The following is a 21,350-nucleotide window of genomic DNA, read 5'->3' as shown; positions in this document are numbered from 1 at the left end:
ATCAACAGTGTAAAGAATTAACCGGCTTGTTCGGTTTTTTTGATGTGCTCGTAGACGACCGTTACAACTTCTTGAAGGGCGTCGATTTTGATATCAAGTTTCTTATTTTCGGTCGTGTAAAGACCACTATCAGATTTGGCGAGATACGGGTGTTCGCTGTTGATAACGTTGTCCGTCAACAACTTCACCAGCGGTGTACTGGTCGGATAACCTGCTGCCGAGTTGCCGTCGTTGAAGAGCAGCTGCTCAACGGGGACGGTGATACCGTGGCGTTCCAGCATCTCACGAAGCCGCCACTTCACACGCTGTTCGGCAACGACTTTGCCTTGCTCGTGAGGCGGAACACCCGCCAGTTCAATGAAGTCCTTCATTTTTACGTCGTAAAATTCCATACATGCTCTCCTGATGGCAGGCCGCGACAATACGGCCCGGCATGCATTGGAAACCGATCAGGAACGTGTGACGTGGTATCTATTTAGTTCGTGCGCTCTTTCACCCAAAACAATGTTGCCCCCGCCACTGCTGCCGGCATCATCAGTACGTTTACGCCCGGAATCATCAACGCCAGGTAGGTAATGCCGCCAAACCCCAGCGACTGCCAACGCTTGCTGCGCAACCACGCCAGCATGTCCTGCCAGCTCATCTTGTTGTTGTCCGCCGGGTAGTCGATGTATTGAATGGCCATCATCCACACACCAAAAATCAGCCATAGCGGTGCAGCCACCACGTTCACCACCGGAATCAGCGACAAAATGAACAGGCCGATGGCCCGCGGCAGGAAGTAACCCAGTTTGCGCATTTCACGGCCGAAGGTCCTTGGCACCATGGCTATCAACTCGCCCCAACTGAAAGGCGGGAAGGTGTCCTGCCCGCGCACCACCACCTCGACTTTTTCGGCGAGAAAACCGTTGAACGGTGCGGCGATCACGTTGGCCAGCATGGTGAAGGTGAAGAACACCATCAGCACCACCAGGGCAACGAACAGTGGCCAGAGGATGTACGTCAAAAAGCTCAGCCATTCGGGCAGGGTCGGCATCAAGGCGTCGACCCACAGGCTGAACTGATGGCCGGCGAAGTAGATCAGGCCGCCGAACAGCAACAGGTTGACCGCCAAGGGCAGCAGCACGAACAGCCGCAGGTTCGGGCTCAGCACCAGCTTCAGCCCTTCGCGCAGGTACTGGGGGCCGGACAGGACAGGGGCTTGCATCGGGAGACTCCGCACAGAGGGAAAACGCGCTGACCTTACCGAGTTTGGCGCGCCGACGAAAGGCGGGCGGTTGTGGGGAAACCGGCTGTAACAAAAGCGCCAGACGTTTTCTGCCGATGAAATCGGCGGATAGAGGATGCCTATGAGGTGGATTGTCGAAGGATATTTCCTTAATCTCTGCGACCTCGCTACAGTGCGCTCAACTTTTCAAGGTTTTGGGCCTGCGCGTCGTAGCACTTCCCCAAGTGTTGCGTGGGTCCTTTTAATTTCAGCTGGCGCAGCTGGTACACCGATACCGGCCCCGTGCGGCCGGCTCGACAGGAGTTCGACATGTCTGAAGTACGTCATTCGCGCGTCATCATTCTCGGTTCCGGCCCTGCCGGTTACAGCGCCGCGGTCTATGCCGCCCGCGCCAACCTCAAGCCGCTGCTGATCACTGGCATGCAGGCCGGTGGCCAGCTGACCACCACCACCGAAGTCGACAACTGGCCGGGCGACCCCCATGGCCTGACCGGCCCGGCCCTGATGCAGCGTATGCAAGAGCACGCCGAGCGTTTCGAGACCGAAATCGTCTTCGACCACATCAACGCCGTCGACCTGGCCAACAAGCCTTACACCCTGCAAGGTGACAGCGGCAAGTACACCTGCGACGCACTGATCATTGCCACCGGTGCCAGCGCTCGCTACCTGGGCCTGCCGTCGGAAGAAGCCTTCATGGGCAAAGGCGTTTCGGCCTGCGCCACCTGCGACGGCTTCTTCTATCGCAACAAGCCGGTTGCGGTGGTTGGCGGCGGTAACACTGCCGTGGAAGAGGCACTGTACCTGGCCAACATCGCCAGCAAGGTCACCCTGGTGCACCGCCGCGATACCTTCCGCGCCGAGAAGATCCTGATCGACAAGCTCAACGCCCGTGTTGCCGAAGGCAAGATCGAGCTCAAGCTCAACGCCACTCTGGACGAAGTGCTGGGCGACAACATGGGTGTCACCGGTGCGCGTTTGAAGAACAACGACGGCAGCAGCGACGAAATCAAGGTTGACGGCGTGTTCATCGCCATCGGCCACACCCCGAATACTTCGCTGTTCGAAGGCCAGCTGACCCTGAAAGACGGCTACCTGGTCGTCAACGGCGGCCGTGATGGCAACGCCACCGCCACCAACGTCGAGGGCGTGTTCGCGGCCGGCGACGTGGCTGACCACGTTTACCGTCAGGCCATCACTTCGGCCGGCGCAGGCTGCATGGCGGCACTGGACGTGGAGCGTTACCTGGACGGCCTGGCCAACGCCTCGCACTGATCCATGAAATGAAAAAACCGGCCACTGGCGTTAGTCCAGTGGCCGGTTTTTTTATGCTTTGCGATGAAGCATGCCAGTTCACGGGGCAGCCCGTGAACTGGCGGGACATGGCTTACAGGCTCAACCGCATCGACAGGTCCACCGCCTTCACATCCTTGGTCATCGCACCAATCGAGATGTAGTCCACGCCAGTCTCGGCAATCACTCGCAGGGTGCTCTCGTTCACCCCACCGCTGGCCTCCAGCTTGGCCTTGCCCGCGGTGATACGCACCGCTTCGCGCATTTCATCCAGGGTCAGCTCGTCGAGCATGATGATATCGGCCCCGGCGTTCAGCGCCTGACGCAATTCGTCCAGGCTTTCCACCTCGATCTCCACTGGCTTGCCCGGTGCGATGCGATGCGCCGCAGCCACGGCCTCAGCAACACCTCCGCTGGCGGCAATGTGGTTTTCCTTGATCAGGAAGGCATCGTACAGACCAATTCGGTGGTTGTGGCAGCCACCGCAGGTCACCGCGTACTTCTGCGCCAGGCGCAGGCCGGGGAGGGTCTTGCGGGTGTCCAGCAGGCGCACCTGGGTGCCGACCACCATGTCGGCCAGTGCCTGCGCACGGGTGGCGACCCCCGACAGCATCTGCAGGAAGTTCAGCGCCGAGCGCTCGCCACTGAGCAGCGAGCGCGCTGGGCCTTCCAGGTGGAACAAGGCTTGGTTGGCCTTGGCCCGCTCGCCATCGGCAACTTGCCAGTGCACGGCCACCCGCGGGTCGAGCTGGCGGAATACCGCATCGACCCAGGCGGTGCCGGCGATTACACAGTCTTCGCGGGTGATGATGGTGGCCTTGGCCAGGCGCTCGGCCGGGATCAGCTGTGCGGTGATGTCGCCGCTGCCGATGTCCTCCAGCAGTGCACGGCGCACATTGGCTTCGATTTCGGCAGTCAGGTCGGCGAGGCGTAGGTTCGGCATGTTCGGCTCCACAAGCTAGATGCCGGCGATTATAGGGCAGGGGGGCGGTGTGTACAGCCGCCTTGCGGGTGACCTTTGGTCAGGCGCCATGAGCATTCGGCTCAAAGCGTGGTCTTTAACCCCGCAGCGCAAGAGACGCTGGCAGAGGTCGGACTTTTTACCGATAATAACGACCATTATTTGGCGTCATAGCTTTGACGAATCTTCGCGCTACGATTTGAAGACACCCAGCAAGGAGTCAGGGATGCATAAAGAAGGCAAGGTGGTGCCCTTGGCGGCAGCCATCGACCGTGGTGTGCGAACGCCTGTGCCTTGCCTTCCGATGCTGCTTCTGCAAGTGCGCGACAAGGCTGCCTTGCAGTTGCGCAAGGGCCTGCAGGACCTGTTCGACAATGCCGACGACACCCTCTTCGAGATGGCTGACAAAGCCGTTGAGCGTTTCGACCAGAACCTGTATTTCGAAGCGATGCGCGACCTGCGGCTCAAGCGTAAAAGCATCGAGCGAGGTTTTCTCGATATCTACCATGAAGCCTTTGTGCGCATCGGGCGGGTCGACCCCATCGGCCAACTCGACAGCGCGCGTAGCAAGGCGCAACCGGAGCGTGCCGCAGCCGTCGACGGCATGGTCGCACGGGTACTATCGCGTGATGGCATTGCCTTGGGGCAGCTGAGTTCTCGTTTTCAGGCGTTGCTCGATCATGCGCTGGACGATGTGCATAACCCGTTGGCACCTGGCGCGCTGTGTGGCTACTTCCTCGACGCCGGGCGCAGCCTGGGGGTTGGCTTCCGGGTGAAGCTGATTCTGTTGAAGCTGTTCGAGCGCTACGTTCTGCGTGACATCGACGTGCTGTATGGCGAGGCCAACCAGTTGCTCGCCGCTGCAGGTGTGCTGCCCGAGCTGCAGCCTGCGCCACGCCGTCGGGCGCAAGACCGGCAGAGGGAGCACCGGCGTGTTTCGGCAACCGTGATACTCGAAGAGGTCGCCGGCCAGAACGCTGCCGGCCAGGCATTCTTCGATTCGCTGCAAGGCCTGCTGGCCCCTGTGCGCGGGCGATTCGCGCCGCGTCTGCAAGCGGTGGCGGCTGCCCATCCGATCAGCACCGCCGACCTGCTGCGCCTGCTCTCGCACCTTCAGCAATATGTCCCGGCCACCCATGAGCCGGAGGATTTCGTCCTTGGCCAGCAGCTGGAGCAGCTCCTGTTGCGGGTCAGTGTGCGCAGCGGTACCCGCAGGCGTATTGCAACTGCCGATGAAGACTTGATCAACCTCGTCGGCCTGCTGTTCGACTTCATTCAAACAGACGACAACCTGCCGTTTTCGCTCCGCGCATTGCTCGGGCGCCTGCATATTCCACTGCTGAAGGTCGCTTTGCTCGACAAGGGCCTGTTCAGCCGTGCCAACCACCCCGTGCGACGTTTGCTCAACGAAATGGCCGCCGCTTCTATCGGTTGGGACGCCAACACCGAAGGCGTGCGCGATAGCCTTCATCTGCGTGTGGAGCGCACCGTCCAGCGGCTGCTGAATGATTTCACCGACGATCCGCGCCTGTTTACCGAGCTGCTGGAGGAGTTTGTTGCGTTCAACCAGGATGAACGGCGGCGCAACGAACTGCTTGAGCAGCGCACCCGCGATGCCGAAGAGGGGCGTGCACGTACCATGCAGGCCCGCCAGCAGGTCCAGCAGGCGCTCAACCAGCGCTTGCGGGGCCGAGTGCTACCGCAGGTGGTGGTGCAGATGCTGGTGCAGTCATGGAGCCAGGTGATGTTGCTGGCCTGGCTCAAGCAAGGTGAACAATCCCCGGCGTGGCGCAACGCGTTGGCAACCCTGGACCAGCTGTTGGCCAGTATCGAACCCCACCGGGAGCCACAGGCTTGTCAGCGCCTGCTGCAGCAGGTGCCGGGCCTGCTCAAGGCGTTGCGCGATGGCCTGGCGGGTGTGGTGCAGGATTCGGCCGCAACCCGAGAGTTCTTTCTTGCCCTCGAGCGTTTGCATCTGCGCGCTTGCACCGAAGCTGAACTGCCAGCGCACGAAGTTGACCAGGCCCTGGCCGAGGTGCTGGTCGCTGAAGACATCGTACTGGTGATTGCCGAAGAGCTTGGATGTGTGCCGCTGCACAAGCCTGACGGCCTGGCCGTGCAACTGCGGCAGGTGCAGCTTCTGCGTATCGGTAACTGGGTAGAGGTGTTCGAAGACGAGGAGCCGCTGCGCTGCAAGCTGGTCGCACGTATCGACAGCAGTGATCGCCTGGTGTTCGCCAGTCGCACCGGGATGAAAGCGCGTGAGTGGAGCACTGCCGGCTTGGCACAGGCCCTGCGTCATGGGGAAGTGCGCTTGCTGGATGACGGGCAACTGTTCGAGCGGGCGCTGGAAACAGTTGTTGAGCGCTTGCGCCAGCAACCCGCCTACTGAACCAGGCCGCTACTGCATCGTCACAATGATTTACATGCACCCGATGTCAGTGGCAGGGCATACTGCGTGAATAACCCGTGCCATTCAGGAACTACCCATGCAACTGAACCGTGCGACAGGCTGGTTCGACGGCGTCACCCACTGCCCCTCGCCGAACTTCAACGCCCGCCCTGAAGGCGAGTCGATCTCCCTGCTGGTTATCCACAACATCAGCTTGCCGCCTGCCTGTTTTGGCACGGGCAATGTCCAGACGTTCTTCCAGAACCAGCTCGACCCGAAGGCGCACCCTTACTTCGAAGGCATCTGCCACCTTACGGTATCGGCGCACCTGTTCGTCGAACGCGATGGCGCCGTCACACAGTTCGTATCACTGCTCGATCGTGCCTGGCATGCGGGTGTTTCGTCGTTCGAAGGGCGTGAAGGTTGCAACGACTTCTCCATCGGTATCGAGCTGGAAGGCACCGACGACTTGCCTTACACCGATGCCCAGTACACTGCACTCGAAAAGCTGACACGGCAAATACGCAATGCTTGGCCAGCGATCGACCTGACACGGATCCAGGGGCACAGTGACATCGCCCCGGTACGCAAGACCGACCCAGGGCCGGCATTCGACTGGCCTCGCTATCGTAAGGCTGTGAAGGAAAACGAGGACAACGCATGAGTTTTCTGGTGTTGGTGTTGGTGCTCTGGGTCGAGAAGTTCTCGGCCTTGCGTCATCGACTGCAGCGTGATGGTTTCTTCTTGGCTGAGCTGGTGCGCCTGGAGCGCAACGCAAAGGTGCATCCGTGGTGGACGCTGGCCATTCTGGTACTGGCGCCTGTCGCCTTGCTGACGCTGCTGTTGCACGTGCTTGAGCCGGTGGCGTACGGCCTGTTGGCCTTGCCGGTACACCTGTTGGTGCTGATCTACAGTTTGGGCCGGGGAGATGCCAAGGCCGCGCTGGGGCCGTTCCGGGATGCATGGCGACGTGGTGACGAGCAGGCGGCGCTTCACGTGGCCGAGCGAGACCTGGGCCTGGTAGCCGAAGAACCACGCAGCTTGCTGGTGCAGGTGCAGGGTTATCTGCTGTGGCAGGCGTATCAGAGCTTTTTCGCGGTGATCTTCTGGTACTTCGTGCTGGGTCCTGCTGCGGCCTTGGCCTACCGTCTGCTATCGCTTTGCATCGCGAACAGTGGTCAGCCAGCGCTGAAGGCCCGTGCCGAGCAGTTGCGGCATGTCATGGATTGGCTGCCGGTGCGGGTCATTACCCTGAGTTTCGCCTTGGTCGGCAATTTCGTTGCGGTGATGCGCGTGATGCTGCACGAGTTGCTCAACTGGCACATCAGTGCCGCGCACCTGGTGACCCGGGTTGGTCGCATCGCCGATGACATTCCCGAGGAGGAAGACGGTCAGCGTGGGCTTGGCCGGTTGGACAGCCTGTGGGAGCTGCTGCTGCGCACCGCCGTGCTGTGGTACGCGTGTTTTGCGTTGTGGACGGTGTTGGTCTGAGGTTACTGGGGCTGCCTTGCAGCCCATCGCCGGCAAGCCGGCTCCCACAGGGTAGCGAAAGCCCGTAGGGGCTGGCTTGCCGGCGATGGGCCGCAGAGCGGCCCCAAAACACCGGTTAACCTTACTTTACAAACCTCCGATTCGATCTGCGCTATACAACTGGCCTAGTGCTATCTCGCAGAACAATAAGAATCCATGGAGGTGACCTGTGAAGCGTCTGCTCTATCCGGCCATCGCATTGATGAATCGCCTGAGCTTCGGCCAGAAGTTCAGCCTCATCAGTGTCCTGTTCTTCCTGCCCATGCTGGTGACCAGTTTCTATCTGGTCCGTGACGCCTACCAGCAGTTCCAAGCCACTCGCGCCGAGCTTGAGGGCATTGCTCCGCTGGCCGGCAGCTTGACGCTGCGTGGCGACCTGGAAACCCTGGGCAACCTGCTGCAGATCAACGCCGTGCTTGGCCAGTCGGGGCAGGCCGGTGATATCGAATCGCGCATCGCTGCGTTGCAAGACAAGGTCCAGGCGCAGTTGCTCGCCTTGCAGGGCCAGGACCCGCTACTGGAAGCCAAGCGCGCAGACCTGGCGGAGGCGTTCGCCCAGGCCCGCGTTGAGTCTTCGTTGCAGAACAAGGCCGCGCTGTTCGACAAGCTGCTGACCCAAGCCCAGGTGCTGAGCAAACTGCAGGTCAACCAGTCCGGGCTTGGCCAGGACGACCAGGCTGCGGTACGTCAGTTGAGTGAACTGGTGGGCACGGCCACGGCCCAGGTCACCCAGACCCTGGGCGAAGGCCGGGCGATGGGGGCGGTGGCGCTGGGGCGTGGCTTCATCGACTCTGCCGGTAGCGCCCGGTTCGAAGACCTGCTGCAGCGCCTGGAGCGCCTGGCGGCCGACTATGCCATTCGCCTGGACGATGCCATGGCCAGCGACCCAGCGGCAAAGGCAGGTTTGGCGGGGGTGGCCGAAGCCAGCCAGGCCACGGTCAGGCAGGCGGCTGCGTTGTTCGAGGAACGGGTGGTGGTGGCTGAAACCCTGGATGCGCCTTGGGCAGCGTTCTATCAGCAGGTTACCGAACTGATTGGCCAGACCTACCGGCTCAACGACGCCATTCTTGCCCAACTGCAAGGGCAGTTGCAGGAGCGCTTGAGCGAACAGCGCTTGCGCATGGTCGGTTTGATCAGTGTGTTGGCGGGTGTCTTTGCGCTGATTCTCTACCTCTACGGCGGTTTCTACGTGTCGACCCGGGCCACCTTGCGCAAGCTGGGCAGTGCCATGGACAAGGTCGCAGGCGGCGACATGACGGTCAGCTTCCAGGCCCATAGCCGCGACGAACTGGGTGAACTAGGCCAGGGCTTCAGTGAAACCGTCAGGCGCATTCGGGGGTTGATCGACCAGGTGGGCCGTACCGTGGCGACGGTCGAGGAACAGGCGGGCCAGGTACTGGCAGTGTCGGCACGCAGCAATCAGGCGGTCAGCGGCCAGCGTGAACAAATCGAGCAGGTGGCCACGGCCATGAACCAGATGAGCGCCACCGCCTTGGAAGTGGCACGCAGTGCGGCGCTGGCCGCCGAGGGCGCGCAGCAGGTCAATCGCGAGAGTGCCAATGGCCGTGGCCTGGTAGAGCACCAGCAAGGCAGCATCGGCCGCCTGGCGGCGGAAATCGACGAGACGGTGACGGCAATCAACCAGCTGGCCGGTGACAGCCAGGCGATTGGCCGGGTACTGGAGGTGATTCGCAGTATTGCCGAGCAGACCAACCTGCTGGCGCTCAATGCTGCCATCGAGGCGGCCCGGGCGGGCGAGCAGGGCCGGGGCTTTGCCGTGGTCGCCGACGAAGTGCGCACATTGGCCCGGCGTACCCAGGACTCCACCGAAGAGATCGCACTGATGATCCAGCGCTTGCAGGCCGGGGTGGCGGCGGCAGTTCAGGCGATGGGCAGCAGCCACCAGATGGCGTCAGGTACGGTGGATGAGGCGCGTCAGGTGCAGCAGGCGCTGGGCAATATTCTGGGGGCGGTTAGTGGGATCGTCGAACAGAACCAGCAAATCGCTGCCGCCGTCGAGCAGCAGACGGCGGTGGCCCATGACATCGACCAGAACATCGTGGCGATCAACCGGGCCGCGCAGGACACCACCCAGGGCGCCTGCCAGACCGAAGATGCCAGCCGGGCGTTGTCGGCGCAGGTGGTCGAGTTGAAGCGTCTGATCGGGGCGTTTCGGGTGTAGGTCGGTGTTGGTCAGCACCGGCCCTTTCGCGGGCAAGGCCGCTCCCACAGGTTCCCCGCTGTCCTCAAGTACGGTGCGAAGTCTGTGGGAGCCAGCTTGCCGGCGATAAGGCCGTTACTACCAACCAAACAACTCACACGCATTGCGGGTGCTGGTCTCTGCCAGCAGTTGCATATCGATACCCATCAACTCAGCCAGTGCCCCAGCGATTTCCGGCAAATGCTCGGGGCTGTTGCGCTCCCCGGCGAACATCACCGGCGCCATGTCGGGTGAGTCGGTCTCCAGCACGATGCTCTCCAGCGGCAAGCGCGGCAGCGTCTTGCGCAGCCTCAAAGCCTGAGGCCAGGTACCCGCGCCGCCCAATCCCAACTTGAAGCCCAGCTTGATGTATTCGCGGGCTTCCTCGTAGCTACCCGCGAACGCATGAATGATGCCGGCCCGCGCCGGCTTGTAGCGCTTGAGCGTGGCAATCACCTGGGCATGGCTGCGGCGCACGTGCAGCAGGGCCGGCAGTTCAAAGTCGCAGGCCAGCTGCAACTGGGCCTCGAACAGTGTCTGCTGGCGGTCCTTGTCCAGTGCCTCCAGGTAGTAATCCAGGCCGAACTCGCCAACCGCGCACAACCGAGGGTCACCGCGCAGGCGCTCCAGCCAGTCGCGCAACTGCGTCAGATGTTCCGGACGATGCTGGTCCAGGTAGATCGGGTGCAGGCCGAGGGCCGCGTACAAACGCTGATCGCCGCAGACCAGGTCCCACACCCGCTGGAAATTGGCCTGATACACCCCCAGTACCACCATCCGCTCCACACCGCGTGCCGCCGCATCGGCCAGCAGGCGCGGGCGGTCGGCGTCGAAGTCGGGGAAATCCAGGTGGGTGTGAGTGTCGATCAGGCGCATGCTCAGGCGGCCGTGATGCGTTGCTTGAAGGTGCGGCCGATGGCGTGCACACCCGGCTCGTAGCGCTTGTCCTCGATGGCGGCCAAGGCCAGCTCCAGCGCGGTGGCGGCAATCAAACCGTGCTGCTGGGCCATGGCGTTGACCGGCAGCGGCAGGAAGTCGAGCAACTGGTTGTCACCGAAGGTGCCCAGCTGAAGCTGGCGCGAATCGGCAGGGCGCGCTTGCAGGGTGTCGAACACGCCTTGCAGCAACACATAGGAAGTGGTCACCAGCGCATCGGGCAGGCCGCCCAATTCGTCGATCAGTTGTTGCATCAGGCGCTGGCCGCATTCACGGCTGAAGCCTTCACCCTGGTAACGGCGGATGTCACCGGCAAAACCTTGCAGGGCTTCGTCGAAACCGCCAGCGCGGGCCTGGCTGACCGACAGTTCGGGGCGCGCACCGATCAGGGCAATGCTGCGTGGCTGGGTTGCCAGCAGGCTTTCGGCCAACTGGCGGCTGGCGTCGCGGTCGTCGCTGATGACCGAGCAGAAGTGGGCCGGGTCAAGGCGCCGGTCGATGGCGATCACCGGCAGGCCTTTGTCCATCAGTTCGCGGTAGCTGTCATCTTGTGGCTCCAGGCAGCTGGCGACGAACAAGGCATCACAGCGGCGGGCACGGAACAGTTGCTGCAATTGGCGTTCGCTGTCGGGTTGGTCGTCGCTGCTGGCGATCAGCAGCTGGTAGCCACGGGCACGCGCGCCTTGTTCCAGTTGCTTGGCGATCCGGGCATAGCTGGGGTTTTCCAGATCCGGGAGAATGAAGCCAAGCGTACGGGTATGGCGGCTGCGCAAGCCGGCAGCCTGGGGGTTGGGGGTGAAGCCGTGAGCCTCGACCACCGCACGTACCCGCTCGACAGTGGCGTTACTGATGCGCTGCTGTTCGGCCTTGCCGTTGATGACGTAACTGGCAGTGGTCACGGACACACCGGCCAGACGGGCGATATCGCTGAGTTTCACCGAATTTTCCTTGTTATTACCGGGGCTGGCTGCGAAGCCAGACCGGGTAGTTTGACCCAGGGCAGGCATCGTGCGCAGACGACCATTGTCGCAATTGTCCGACAGGATGGGGCTTTTTCCTCGGCAGATTATCGAGTAACGTGGCCGTCTGGTCAGATTAATCGTTTCAGCAGGCAAATTTTCTGCCGTGGTCACTGCCTGCGTTCGACTGTAACACTGGTCGTTTTCGTGAATTTCACAACAATACCTCAGTACCCACCTGGGAACTGCAAAAGGAGAAGGTCATGCTCGAGCTCGCCAAGGAGCAGATAGCCATGGGCCAGACGGCCGCCGACAAGGCCCAGGCCTTGCGCCTGCTGGCAGATCGGTTGGTCGCTGACGGCTTGGTCGCCGAAGGGTATCTGGATGGCCTCCAGGCCCGCGAGGCGCAGGGTTCAACCTTCCTTGGCCAGGGCATCGCCATTCCCCACGGCACGCCGCAGACCCGCGACCTGGTGTTTGCGACGGGCGTGCGCCTGCTGCAGTTTCCCGAGGGTGTGGACTGGGGGGATGGGCAAATGGTCTACCTGGCCATCGGTATCGCTGCCCGTTCCGACGAACACTTGCGCCTGCTGCAACTGCTGACCCGTGCCTTGGGCGAAACCGACCTGGCCGAGGCGCTGCGCCGCGCCAGCTCTGCCGAAGCGCTGCTCAAATTGCTGCAGGGTGCTCCGCAGGCCCTGGCGTTGGACGCGCAACTGGTCGGTCTGAACCTTCCGGCCGAAGACTTCGACGAGCTGGCCTGGCGCGGGGCGCGTCTGCTGCAGCGTGCCGGTTGTGTCGATAGCGGCTTTGCCGCCGTGCTGCAACAGGCCGAGCCGCTGCCATTGGGCGAGGGGCTGTGGTGGCTGCACAGCGAGCGTCAGGTGCTTCAGCCTGGCTTGGCCTTCATCACCCCGCAGCAGCCGCTGCGTTACCGTGAGCAACCACTCAACGGCCTGTTCTGCCTGGCCAGCCTTGGTGCCGCCCATCAGGCGTTACTCGAACGCCTGTGCGAGGTGCTGATCGAAGGCCGTGGGCAGATGCTTTATCAGGCCACCAGCAGCCGCGCAGTGCTTGAGGTGCTGGGCGGCGAAGCGCCGGCCGACTGGCCCAGCGTGCGGGTTGTGCTGGCCAACCCCCATGGCCTGCATGCTCGCCCGGCCAAAGAGCTGGCGCAGTTGGCGAAGGGCTTCGACGGCGAGATCAAGTTACGTGTGCTGGACAGCGCGCAGCCGGCGGTGTCGGTCAAGAGCTTGAGCAAGCTGCTCAGCCTCGGCGCCCGGCGCGGTCAGACGCTTGAGCTGATCGCCGAGCCTGGCATTGCCGGCGATGCGCTGCCGGTGCTGCTGGCCGCCATCGAGCAAGGCCTTGGCGAGGAGGTGGAACCTCTGCCCAAGAGCGTCGTGCCAGAGCTCGCCCCGGCAGGCGAAGCGCTGCGTGCACCGGTGGCCGGCAGCCGCATCCAGGGCGTAGGTGCCGCGCCGGGTATCGCCTCTGGGCCTGCCCATGTGTGCGTCGAGCGTGACATCGACTACCCCTTGCGCGGTGAGTCACCCGCCCAGGAGCGGCTAAAGCTGCGCCAAGCGCTGGAGGCGGTGAATGGTGAACTTCAGGCGTTGGTGCAGCGAAGCGAAAAGGCCATTGGCGAGATTTTCGTCACCCATCAGGAGATGCTTGCCGACCCGGCGCTGACCGATGAAGTCGAGCTGCGTCTGGCCCAGGGCGAGAGCGCTGCTGCGGCGTGGATGGCGGTGATCGACGCTGCCGCTCGCCAGCAGGAAGCACTGCACGACGCTCTGCTTGCCGAGCGCGCCGCTGACCTTCGCGATATTGGTCGTCGGGTGCTGGCGCAGTTGTGCGGCGTGCAGGCCCAGGTGGCGCCTGCGCAACCTTATGTGCTGGTGATGGCCGAAGTTGGCCCGTCCGACGTCGCCCGTCTGGATCCGGCCCGTGTCGCCGGCATTGTCACCGCCCACGGCGGCGCCACCGCTCACAGCGCCATTGTCGCCCGTGCCCTAGGCATCCCGGCAGTGGTGGGTGCGGGGGAGGCGGTCCTGTTGATTGAACCCGGCACGGCGTTGCTGCTCGATGGCCAGCGCGGCCAGGTCAGCGTCGCACCGCCCGCCGACGAGCTGCAACGGGCCTTGGCCGAGCGCGACCTGCGCGAGCAGCGTTTGCAGGCGGCGTGGGCCAATCGGCATGAGCCGGCCGTTACCCGCGACGGCCATGCCGTCGAGGTGTTCGCCAACATCGGTGAAAGCACCGGCATCGCCAAAGTGGTGGAGCAGGGCGCCGAAGGTGTCGGCCTGCTGCGCACCGAACTGATCTTCATGGCCCACCCGCAAGCACCGGATGTGGCTACCCAGGAAGCCGAGTACCGCCGCGTGCTCGACGGCCTGCAGGGCCGGCCACTGGTGGTGCGCACCCTTGATGTGGGCGGCGACAAGCCATTGTCTTACTGGCCAATCGCAGCCGAGGAGAACCCCTTCCTCGGCGTGCGCGGCGTACGCCTGACCCTGCAACGACCGCAGATCATGGAAGAGCAGTTGCGCGCCCTGTTGCGCGCGGCTGATCAGCGGCCATTGCGCATCATGTTCCCGATGGTCGGCCAGATTCACGAATGGCGAGAAGCCCGGGCCATGGTCGAGCGACTGCGCGAAGAGATTCCGGTGGCAGACCTGCAGGTCGGGATCATGGTCGAGGTACCCTCGGCGGCGTTGCTGGCAGCACAGCTGGCCCGCGAAGTGGATTTCTTCAGCATCGGCACCAACGACCTGACCCAGTACACCCTGGCCATCGACCGTGGTCACCCAAGCCTTTCGGCCCAGGCCGACGGCCTGCACCCGGCGGTGCTGAGCCTGATCGACATGACCGTGCGCGCCGCCCATGCCGAAGGCAAGTGGGTGGGCGTGTGCGGCGAACTGGCCGCCGACCCGCAGGCGGTAGCCGTGCTGCTCGGCCTGGACGTCGATGAGCTGAGCGTCGCCGCCCGCAGCATTGCCGAAGTCAAAGCCCTGGTTCGCCAGGCTGATTACCAGACGGCCCGCGCCCTGGCGCGCGAGGCCCTGCAACAAGACAGCGCCGCGGCGGTTCGCGCGCTGGTGGAGCGTTACTGAATGGCCAAGATCCTCACCCTGACCCTGAACCCGGCACTGGACATCACGGTCAGCCTCGACGCCCTGCGCCCAGGCCACGTCAACCGTAGCCAGGCCCAGCAGAGCCATGCTGCCGGCAAAGGCCTGAACGTTGCCCAGGTACTGGCCGACCTTGGCCACAGCGTCACGGTCGGCGGCTTCCTGGGCCGCGACAACCTGCAGCCGTTCGAAGCCCTGATCGAGTGGCGTGGCTTTGCCGATTGCTTCGTGCGCGTGCCCGGTGAAACCCGTAGCAACATCAAGCTGGTCGAAGCCGATGGCCGGGTCACCGATATAAACGGCCAGGGGCCGGAAGTCGACGCCGCCGCTCAGCTGGCGCTGTTGCGGCGCCTGGAACAGGTAGCGCCCGGGCACGACGCAGTGGTGGTGGCAGGGAGCCTGCCACGAGGGGTCAGCCCCGAGTGGTTGCGCGAGTTACTCGTGTGCTTGAAGGGCCTTGGCCTGAAGGTCGCTCTGGACAGCAGTGGCGAAGCCCTGCGCGCCGGCCTGCAAAGCGCGCCTTGGCTGGTCAAACCCAACACTGAGGAACTTGGCGAGGTGCTTGGCCTGAGCGTGGGCAGCGCGGCGGAACAACACACCGCGGCCCAGCGCCTGCTGGCCGATGGGGTCAAGCATGTGGTGGTGTCCGACGGGGCGCAAGGGGTCACTTGGTTCGCCGATAACCTCACGGTGCATGCCCGCCCGCCCAAAGTGCGGGTCGCCAGCACGGTCGGCGCGGGCGATTCGCTGGTGGCCGGCATGGTTCATGGCCTGCTGCTGGACGAGGCGCCCAGCGATACCTTGCGTCGGGCCACCGCCATCGCCGCCCAGGCAGTCACCCAGGTCGGCTTCGGCATCCGTGACCGCGAGCAACTGGCTCGCCTGGAAGCCGGTGTGCAACTGACAGAACAACAAGAGGGTTGCCGATGAACATTGCCATTGTCACCGCTTGCCCCAACGGGCAGGTGTCCAGCGTGCTGAGTGCACGCCTGCTGGCCGCGGCGGCCCAGCGCCGGGGCTGGAGCACCAGTGTCGAAGTGCAGGACAGCGAACACCCCGAGCGACGACTGACACCCGCGCAGATCGCCGAAGCCGACTGGGTGCTGGTGGTCAGCACCGGCCCTGTGGATCTGTCGCGTTTTGTCGGCAAGCGCCTGTACCAGAGCACCCCGTCCCAGGCATTGGCCGACCGTGAGGGGTTCCTCGATGAGGCGGCGGCCAACGCGCAGCTGCTGGCAGAATCAGCCCCCAGCCCTGCACCGGCTACCAGTGCCGCCCTTCGTATCGTGGCGGTCACTGCCTGCCCGACAGGGGTGGCGCATACCTTCATGGCCGCCGAAGCCTTGCAGCAGGCGGCCCAGCAACTGGGGTACCGGCTGACCGTAGAGACCCAGGGCTCGGTGGGTGCGCGCAATCCGCTGCCCGCCGAGGCCATTGCCGAGGCCGATGTGGTGTTGCTGGCCGCTGACATTGAAGTGCCAACGGCACGCTTCGCTGGCAAGCGCATCTACCGCTGTGGCACCGGTATCGCCCTGAAGCAGGCCCGGGCCACGCTGGACAAGGCCCTGGCCGAAGGCAAGGTGGAAGCCGCCGGGGATACTGCTGGCGCACCGAGTGCCGGCAAGTCTGAGAAGACGGGGGTCTACAAGCACCTGCTGACCGGGGTGTCGTTCATGCTGCCGATGGTGGTGGCCGGCGGTTTGTTGATTGCCCTGTCGTTCGTCTTCGGTATCGAGGCCTACAAAGAACCAGGCACTCTGCCTGCGGCATTGATGCAGATCGGTGGTGAAGCTGCGTTCAAGCTGATGGTGCCGTTGCTGGCGGGTTACATCGCCTGGTCGATTGCCGACCGCCCGGGGTTGGCCCCCGGCATGATCGGTGGGCTGCTGGCGAGTACCCTGGGTGCCGGGTTCATCGGCGGCATCGTCGCCGGGTTTCTCGCCGGTTACAGTGCCAAGGCCATTGCCCGTTGGGCGCGCCTACCGAGCAGCCTGGAAGCGCTCAAGCCGATTCTGATCATTCCGCTGCTGGCCAGCCTGTTCACCGGGCTGGTGATGATCTACGTGGTCGGCCAGCCGGTGGCGGCCATGCTCGAAGGGCTGACCCACTTCCTCGACAGCATGGGCACCACCAACGCCATTCTGCTCGGCCTGTTGCTAGGCGGCATGATGTGCGTGGACCTCGGCGGCCCGATCAACAAAGCGGCCTATGCCTTCTCGGTCGGGCTGCTGGCATCGTCCAGTTACGCACCGATGGCCGCGACCATGGCGGCCGGCATGGTGCCACCGATTGGCCTGGGGATCGCCAGCTTTCTGGCGCGGCGCAAGTTTGCCCAGAGCGAGCGTGAAGCGGGCAAGGCCGCACTGGCGCTGGGGCTTTGCTTCATCTCCGAAGGGGCGATTCCATTCGCGGCCAAGGACCCGCTGCGGGTGATTCCGGCGAGTGTTGCCGGCGGCGCGCTGACTGGGGCGTTGTCGATGTATTTTGGCTGCAAGTTGATGGCGCCGCATGGTGGGCTGTTCGTGCTGCTGATCCCTAATGCGATCAACCATGCGTTGCTGTATTTGCTTGCGATCGTGGCGGGTAGCCTGCTGACGGCGGTGGTGTATGCCGTGATCAAGAAGAGTGAGCGGGTGGAGTTGGCGGTGGCGCCTGTCAAAGGGTAGGCAGTGGTCTGCAGGGCCTAATCGCCGGCAAGCCGGCTCCCACAGGTACTACGGTGATCTTGAGGTCGACGCGGTCCTGTGGGAGCCGGCTTGCCGGCGATTAGGCCGGTACTATCAACTCTCATGTGGGAGTTTCACCGCCGATGTTTCTGCCGCAAGGGCACCAGCAAGTCCATCAACCCGTTGTGATCGATCTCGTGCATCAACGCCAGCAAACCGCCCAACTCCCCGGCCGGAAAGCCCTTGCGAGCGAACCAGGCCAGGTAGTCCCCCGGCAGGTCAGCGATGATCCGACCTTGGTATTTGCCGAAGGGCATGGTGCGGGTGACCAGTAGTTCAAGGGTTTCCGGTTTCATTGGCGCACCTGGCTGAGTAAAGGCGTCGACCATACTGCAATCTGCACGAGTGCCCAAGCGGCAATCATGCAGAACGCCGCTGCAAGGCAGAATGGCGTTTATCGTAAATTATTGATTTTAAACGTGTTAATTGTTCGTGAGAGCTTGGCATGAAGGCTGCTCCTGTCCACAGGACTACCACCTGCCAAGGAGTTCATGCCATGAGCAACCCCAATAAAGACGTGATCAACGTACTCAACGACCTCATCGAGTACAGCAAGGACGGCGAGAAGGGTTTCAAGGCGTCGGCCGAGGATGTGAAGAATACTCAGCTCAAAGCCTTCTTCGTTCAGCGGGCCGGCGAGTGCGCCTCTGCCGCTGCCGAATTGCAGAACGATGTGCGCCGCCTGGGTGGCGACCCGGAAACCTCCACCAGTATCAGTGGCGACCTGCACCGTGGCTGGGTCAACCTCAAGTCGATGGTCACTGGCAAGGACGAAGAAGCGGTGCTCAATGAAGTGGAACGGGGTGAAGACCACGCCCTGAAAGCCTACAAGGAAGCCCGCGAAAAATTGGTGAGGCTGGGCCGCGGGATTACCGACCCGTCCTACATGATCGTGGAAAAACAGCTGCAAGGGGTGCAGCGCAACCATGATCAGGTGAAGGCGCTACGCGACGCCGCCCGCGCACGCTCCTAATCTGCAGGCGCTTCGACCCGGTTGCGGCCATTGGCCTTGGCCCGGTACAGCGCCTCGTCCGCAGCACCCAGTACCCTTGCCAGGTCGTGCTGGGTGCCGGGCAGAAACAGGCCAATGCCGATGCTCACCGTCACGGAGTGGGCGTCGTCGGCGAAGGGCGCCAGCGCTTGCACGGCCGAGCGAATGCGCTCGGCCAGAAGCCTGGCACCGGCCAGGTCGGTCTCCGGCAGCACCACCTGAAACTCCTCCCCACCATAGCGCGCCGCAAGGTCCGCCGGGCGCCTGATGCACTGTTCGAGGGTCCTGGCCACTTCCCGCAAGGCATGGTCGCCGCCAGCGTGGCCGTGGCGCTGGTTGAAGGCTTTGAAATGGTCCACATCCACCATCAGTACCGCCAATGGCTGGCGGTTACGCTGGGCGCGTGCCCATTCCAGTCGCAATACCTGGTCCAGCCGGCGACGGTTGGCCAGCCCTGTCAGGCTGTCGGTGGCGGCCAGTGTCGCCAGGCCTTGTTCGGCTTCATGACGTCGACGCAGCTCACGGCCTAGCAGCAAGGTCAGCCAAAGAATGCCAACGCACAGCACGCCAGTGGCACCACTGACCAGAATCGCCGTGCGCTGCCATGACTGGAACACTTCGCCGGCCGAGTGCACCACCAGTACGATGAGTGGCAGTTCGGCGACCCGGGCGAAGGTGTACATGCGCGGGTCGCCGGTGAGGCTGGAGCGGGCGGTGAAGCTGCCGCTGCGCTCGCTGAGAATGCGCTTGAAGTTGGGGCGGTCGCTGAAGTTGGTCCCGATCATCGGGTCCTGCGGGCGTGTCGGTTGGCGGGCCAATAGCTGCCCATTGGTGTTGAGCAGGTTGATGCTGCTGTCATCGCCGATATCCAGACGCTCGAACAGTTCGCTGAAGTACGACAGACGCAGTGCGCCAGCCGCTACCCCGGCGAACTCGCCGTCAGGGCCTGGAATGCGCCTGCTGAAGCTGATGCACCAGTCCAGGTCGCCAAGTTTGGCTTTGAAGGGCGGGCCGACCATCAGCCCCAGATTGGGGTTGTGCAGATGCGCCTGGAACACGCCGGTTTCGCCGAAGTTGGCCTTGCGCGGCACGATACTGGTGGAATCGCCAACCACATCGCCTTGCTTGTCGAGCCAAAGCACATCGCCGCGCTTGCGGTCGACGAAGGCTTCATTGAACAGCAGACGCTGGCGCAGCGTGCCGGGTATTTCCGGTAACTCTTGGCGGCCTACCGCCCAGATCAGGCCTTGCAAGGACTGGTCGTAAAGCTCGGCGTTGCGCAGGATGTCGCTTTCGATGAGCTGGACGATGTTGTTGGACGAGCGTATCGCTGACAGTTCGACGCTGTCTCGTTCACGTGCGAGCAGGTAGCTGACGATGGCCACGATAGCGAGCACGGCAAGGCAACTGCCCAGGTTGAGGATCAGTTCGGGGTGCGACCTGTAGAGTGCGATACGCGGGGATCGAGTGAGCATGCTCGCTACTGCTGAGGCAGGGGCCATTACGCGGCGGGCGACATTCTAGGGAAGCGCGGATTGTCGGACAAGATTTGTCCGACGGAAATACGTATGGGGGCTGCTTTGCACAGCCGCAGGCTTCAACAGCCGCACTGGGTGCGGTGGGAGCTGGCGAAGCCTGCGAATGGGCCGCACAGCGGCCCCAAGCAGTGAATTAGAAAATGTTCACCGGGTAATCGACGATCACCCGCACTTCATCGTTGTCACTGTTGCCGTCGATGGATGCATAGCCCTGGCTACCGCGGTGGGTGGCGTAGCGCAGCAGCACCGACAAGTCCTTCAGGTTGCCTTCCTGGAACACGTACTTCACGTCCAGGTCGCGTTCCCAGTGCATGGCGTTCTTGCCTTCGGCACGGTAGTAGTCGTAGTGGGTCACGTCCTTGTCCGCCTTGGTCAGGTCCGCCTCACCGCGCGAGTACGACAGGGACGAGGTCAGGCCCGGAACACCCATGCCTGCGAAGTCGTAGTTGTACTGCAGCTTCCAGGACTTCTCGTTGGGGGCGTTGAAGTCCGAATACATCCGCGAGTTGTCCAGGTAGATGCTGTCACCCAGGTTGATGTAGTCGAACGGCGTGTTGCCGTTGACCCGCTGGTAGGCGGCGGTGACGCTGTGGAACCCGGCGTTGACGGTGAAGTGCACGCTGTAGGTGTTGTTGTCGATCTTGCCCAGCAGTGCCTCGCCGGTGTCCTGGGTGTGGTAGAAGTGCACGCCCGGGTTCAGGCTGACCAGGTCGTTGACCACATAGGTGTAGTCGAAGTCGGCGTAGTACTGGTTCCAGATGTCCTTCAACTCGGCGGCATAAAGGTTGGCTGTGATGTTCTCGGTGCCAGTCCAGGACGCGCCTGCCCAGTTCAGGTGCTTGCTGTCTTCGTCACCCAGTTTGCCGTAGTAGGTGTCGATGCGGCGGTGGCCGCTCTGGTTGTACGGCTTGGTGAAGCTCGCCTGGCCGCCTTCGAGCATCAGACCATCGATGCTGTTGTTGGTCAGGTGCACGCCGCGGAAGGTTTGCGGCAGCATGCGGGTTTCGCCGCCAGCGATCACCGGGTTGGTGAGGAACAGGTCACCGGCCTTGAGCTCGGTGTCGAAGGCTTTGAGCTTGACGGTCGCGCCAGCGGTCGAGAACGAATGCGGGGCGGCGCCCAGTTCGTCTTCGTTCTTGAAGTGCGTGGGCAGAATGCTGGTGCCGGCATGGCCGCCACCACCGTCGAGCTTCAGGCCCAGCATGGCGTGGGCATCGAGGCCGAAACCGACTACGCCCGGCGTGTAGCCGGACTCGAAGCGGGCGACGGCGCCCTGGCCCCATTCGCGCGTGTCACGCACGCCGGGCAGGTGATTGTCGCGGTTGAAGTAGGCATTTCGAAAATGCAGGTTCAGGGAAGAACCTTCGATGAAACCTTCAGCCTGTTTTTCATCTGCCTGGGCGGCGAAGGGCATCGTTGCGGCCAATGCAACGAACAGTGGGGTAAAACGATACGCGGTAAGCAC

General features: G+C 63.1%; 17 protein-coding genes and 1 pseudogene. 10 read left to right on the top strand and 8 right to left on the bottom strand.

The window, feature by feature from the left end; genetic code table 11:
* Positions 1-17: 17 nt before the first annotated feature.
* Both PspTeo4_RS16870 and cysZ read right to left on the bottom strand, forming a co-directional pair.
* Positions 18-392, bottom strand: coding sequence for a hypothetical protein (locus tag PspTeo4_RS16870; protein ID WP_322365013.1), 375 nt, complete (start codon positions 390-392; stop codon positions 18-20).
* A gap of 83 nt (positions 393-475) precedes the next feature.
* Positions 476-1,207, bottom strand: coding sequence for a sulfate transporter CysZ (cysZ, locus tag PspTeo4_RS16865; protein ID WP_322365011.1), 732 nt, complete (start codon positions 1,205-1,207; stop codon positions 476-478).
* Between the two features lie 330 nt (positions 1,208-1,537).
* On the opposite strand from cysZ, the gene trxB reads away from it, so the two are divergent.
* Positions 1,538-2,500, top strand: coding sequence for a thioredoxin-disulfide reductase (gene trxB / locus PspTeo4_RS16860; protein ID WP_322365009.1), 963 nt, complete (start codon positions 1,538-1,540; stop codon positions 2,498-2,500).
* A gap of 112 nt (positions 2,501-2,612) precedes the next feature.
* Here trxB and nadC read toward each other — a convergent pair whose 3' ends face one another.
* On the bottom strand, positions 2,613-3,461 hold the full coding sequence (gene nadC, locus PspTeo4_RS16855; protein ID WP_322365008.1) for a carboxylating nicotinate-nucleotide diphosphorylase: 849 nt from the start codon (positions 3,459-3,461) through the stop codon (positions 2,613-2,615).
* 244 nt (positions 3,462-3,705) lie between these two features.
* Between nadC and PspTeo4_RS16850 the strand changes: the two genes are divergently transcribed.
* The 5 genes and pseudogenes from PspTeo4_RS16850 to PspTeo4_RS29985 all read left to right on the top strand — a co-directional run bounded on the left by PspTeo4_RS16850 (position 3,706) and on the right by PspTeo4_RS29985 (position 9,583).
* A complete protein-coding gene (locus tag PspTeo4_RS16850; RefSeq protein WP_322365006.1) occupies positions 3,706-5,871 on the top strand; it encodes a DUF1631 domain-containing protein in 2,166 nt (721 codons plus the stop codon).
* A 97-nt stretch (positions 5,872-5,968) separates the two neighbouring features.
* On the top strand, positions 5,969-6,535 hold the full coding sequence (ampD, locus tag PspTeo4_RS16845; RefSeq protein WP_322365005.1) for a 1,6-anhydro-N-acetylmuramyl-L-alanine amidase AmpD: 567 nt from the start codon (positions 5,969-5,971) through the stop codon (positions 6,533-6,535).
* Positions 6,532-7,362, top strand: coding sequence for a regulatory signaling modulator protein AmpE (gene ampE, locus PspTeo4_RS16840; RefSeq protein WP_322365003.1), 831 nt, complete (start codon positions 6,532-6,534; stop codon positions 7,360-7,362). Before ampD ends, ampE begins: the two co-directional genes overlap by 4 nt.
* A 241-nt stretch (positions 7,363-7,603) precedes the next feature.
* Positions 7,604-8,725, top strand: a pseudogene (locus PspTeo4_RS29990) (HAMP domain-containing protein); the annotation flags it as partial.
* A 144-nt stretch (positions 8,726-8,869) separates the two neighbouring features.
* Positions 8,870-9,583 carry a methyl-accepting chemotaxis protein gene (locus PspTeo4_RS29985; protein WP_416196981.1) on the top strand — a complete coding sequence of 238 codons (714 nt, stop codon included), beginning with the start codon at positions 8,870-8,872 and terminating at the stop codon, positions 9,581-9,583.
* Positions 9,584-9,700: 117 nt separating this feature from the next.
* Here PspTeo4_RS29985 and PspTeo4_RS16830 read toward each other — a convergent pair whose 3' ends face one another.
* Together PspTeo4_RS16830 and cra are read right to left on the bottom strand one after the other, a co-directional pair.
* Positions 9,701-10,477, bottom strand: a complete 777-nt coding sequence (locus PspTeo4_RS16830) for a TatD family hydrolase (protein ID WP_322365000.1) — start codon at positions 10,475-10,477, stop codon at positions 9,701-9,703.
* Between the two features lie 2 nt (positions 10,478-10,479).
* Positions 10,480-11,475, bottom strand: a complete 996-nt coding sequence (gene cra, locus PspTeo4_RS16825) for a catabolite repressor/activator (protein ID WP_322364998.1) — start codon at positions 11,473-11,475, stop codon at positions 10,480-10,482.
* 284 nt (positions 11,476-11,759) lie between these two features.
* Between cra and ptsP the strand changes: the two genes are divergently transcribed.
* The 3 genes from ptsP to PspTeo4_RS16810 are packed head-to-tail and all read left to right on the top strand — an operon-like array spanning position 11,760 to position 17,296.
* Positions 11,760-14,612 (top strand): phosphoenolpyruvate--protein phosphotransferase, encoded by a 2,853-nt coding sequence (gene ptsP, locus PspTeo4_RS16820; protein WP_322364996.1) that lies wholly within the window; start codon positions 11,760-11,762, stop codon positions 14,610-14,612.
* On the top strand, positions 14,613-15,560 hold the full coding sequence (pfkB, locus tag PspTeo4_RS16815; protein WP_322364994.1) for a 1-phosphofructokinase: 948 nt from the start codon (positions 14,613-14,615) through the stop codon (positions 15,558-15,560). It begins immediately after the preceding gene.
* Entirely contained in the window at positions 15,557-17,296 is a 1,740-nt protein-coding gene (locus PspTeo4_RS16810) for a PTS fructose-like transporter subunit IIB (RefSeq protein WP_322364992.1), read from the top strand. Before pfkB ends, PspTeo4_RS16810 begins: the two co-directional genes overlap by 4 nt.
* A gap of 134 nt (positions 17,297-17,430) precedes the next feature.
* Here the strand turns inward: PspTeo4_RS16810 and PspTeo4_RS16805 are convergent, their stop codons facing one another.
* Complete coding sequence (locus PspTeo4_RS16805) at positions 17,431-17,652, bottom strand: DUF3820 family protein (RefSeq protein ID WP_322364990.1); 222 nt, start codon at positions 17,650-17,652, stop codon at positions 17,431-17,433.
* Between the two features lie 200 nt (positions 17,653-17,852).
* Between PspTeo4_RS16805 and PspTeo4_RS16800 the strand changes: the two genes are divergently transcribed.
* Positions 17,853-18,329 carry a PA2169 family four-helix-bundle protein gene (locus PspTeo4_RS16800; protein ID WP_322364988.1) on the top strand — a complete coding sequence of 159 codons (477 nt, stop codon included), beginning with the start codon at positions 17,853-17,855 and terminating at the stop codon, positions 18,327-18,329.
* Here the strand turns inward: PspTeo4_RS16800 and PspTeo4_RS16795 are convergent.
* Both PspTeo4_RS16795 and PspTeo4_RS16790 read right to left on the bottom strand, forming a co-directional pair.
* Entirely contained in the window at positions 18,326-19,822 is a 1,497-nt protein-coding gene (locus PspTeo4_RS16795; RefSeq protein WP_322364986.1) for a GGDEF domain-containing protein, read from the bottom strand. The genes PspTeo4_RS16800 and PspTeo4_RS16795 overlap by 4 nt on opposite strands.
* A gap of 196 nt (positions 19,823-20,018) precedes the next feature.
* Positions 20,019-21,350 carry an OprD family porin gene (locus PspTeo4_RS16790; protein WP_322364985.1) on the bottom strand — a complete coding sequence of 444 codons (1,332 nt, stop codon included), beginning with the start codon at positions 21,348-21,350 and terminating at the stop codon, positions 20,019-20,021.

Origin of the sequence: Pseudomonas sp. Teo4 (assembly GCF_034387475.1) — a bacterium.
In the GTDB taxonomy this organism is placed as follows: Bacteria; Pseudomonadota; Gammaproteobacteria; order Pseudomonadales; family Pseudomonadaceae; genus Aquipseudomonas.
Note: the sequence above shows the minus strand (reverse complement) of the source record. Positions and strands in the feature narration are given on the sequence as shown.

What these genes read in the sequence shown, in the direction of transcription:
- PspTeo4_RS16810 (WP_322364992.1), top strand. Translation starts at nt 15,557, where the DNA reads ATGAACATTGCCATTGTCACCGCTTGCCCCAACGGGCAGGTGTCCAGC.
- PspTeo4_RS29985 (WP_416196981.1), top strand. Translation starts at nt 8,870, where the DNA reads ATGAACCAGATGAGCGCCACCGCCTTGGAAGTGGCACGCAGTGCGGCG.
- PspTeo4_RS16870 (WP_322365013.1), bottom strand. Translation starts at nt 392, where the DNA reads ATGGAATTTTACGACGTAAAAATGAAGGACTTCATTGAACTGGCGGGT.
- pfkB (WP_322364994.1), top strand. Translation starts at nt 14,613, where the DNA reads ATGGCCAAGATCCTCACCCTGACCCTGAACCCGGCACTGGACATCACG.
- PspTeo4_RS16850 (WP_322365006.1), top strand. Translation starts at nt 3,706, where the DNA reads ATGCATAAAGAAGGCAAGGTGGTGCCCTTGGCGGCAGCCATCGACCGT.
- PspTeo4_RS16805 (WP_322364990.1), bottom strand. Translation starts at nt 17,652, where the DNA reads ATGAAACCGGAAACCCTTGAACTACTGGTCACCCGCACCATGCCCTTC.
- PspTeo4_RS16800 (WP_322364988.1), top strand. Translation starts at nt 17,853, where the DNA reads ATGAGCAACCCCAATAAAGACGTGATCAACGTACTCAACGACCTCATC.
- ampE (WP_322365003.1), top strand. Translation starts at nt 6,532, where the DNA reads ATGAGTTTTCTGGTGTTGGTGTTGGTGCTCTGGGTCGAGAAGTTCTCG.
- PspTeo4_RS16795 (WP_322364986.1), bottom strand. Translation starts at nt 19,822, where the DNA reads ATGCTCACTCGATCCCCGCGTATCGCACTCTACAGGTCGCACCCCGAA.
- ampD (WP_322365005.1), top strand. Translation starts at nt 5,969, where the DNA reads ATGCAACTGAACCGTGCGACAGGCTGGTTCGACGGCGTCACCCACTGC.
- ptsP (WP_322364996.1), top strand. Translation starts at nt 11,760, where the DNA reads ATGCTCGAGCTCGCCAAGGAGCAGATAGCCATGGGCCAGACGGCCGCC.
- cysZ (WP_322365011.1), bottom strand. Translation starts at nt 1,207, where the DNA reads ATGCAAGCCCCTGTCCTGTCCGGCCCCCAGTACCTGCGCGAAGGGCTG.
- trxB (WP_322365009.1), top strand. Translation starts at nt 1,538, where the DNA reads ATGTCTGAAGTACGTCATTCGCGCGTCATCATTCTCGGTTCCGGCCCT.
- nadC (WP_322365008.1), bottom strand. Translation starts at nt 3,461, where the DNA reads ATGCCGAACCTACGCCTCGCCGACCTGACTGCCGAAATCGAAGCCAAT.
- PspTeo4_RS16830 (WP_322365000.1), bottom strand. Translation starts at nt 10,477, where the DNA reads ATGCGCCTGATCGACACTCACACCCACCTGGATTTCCCCGACTTCGAC.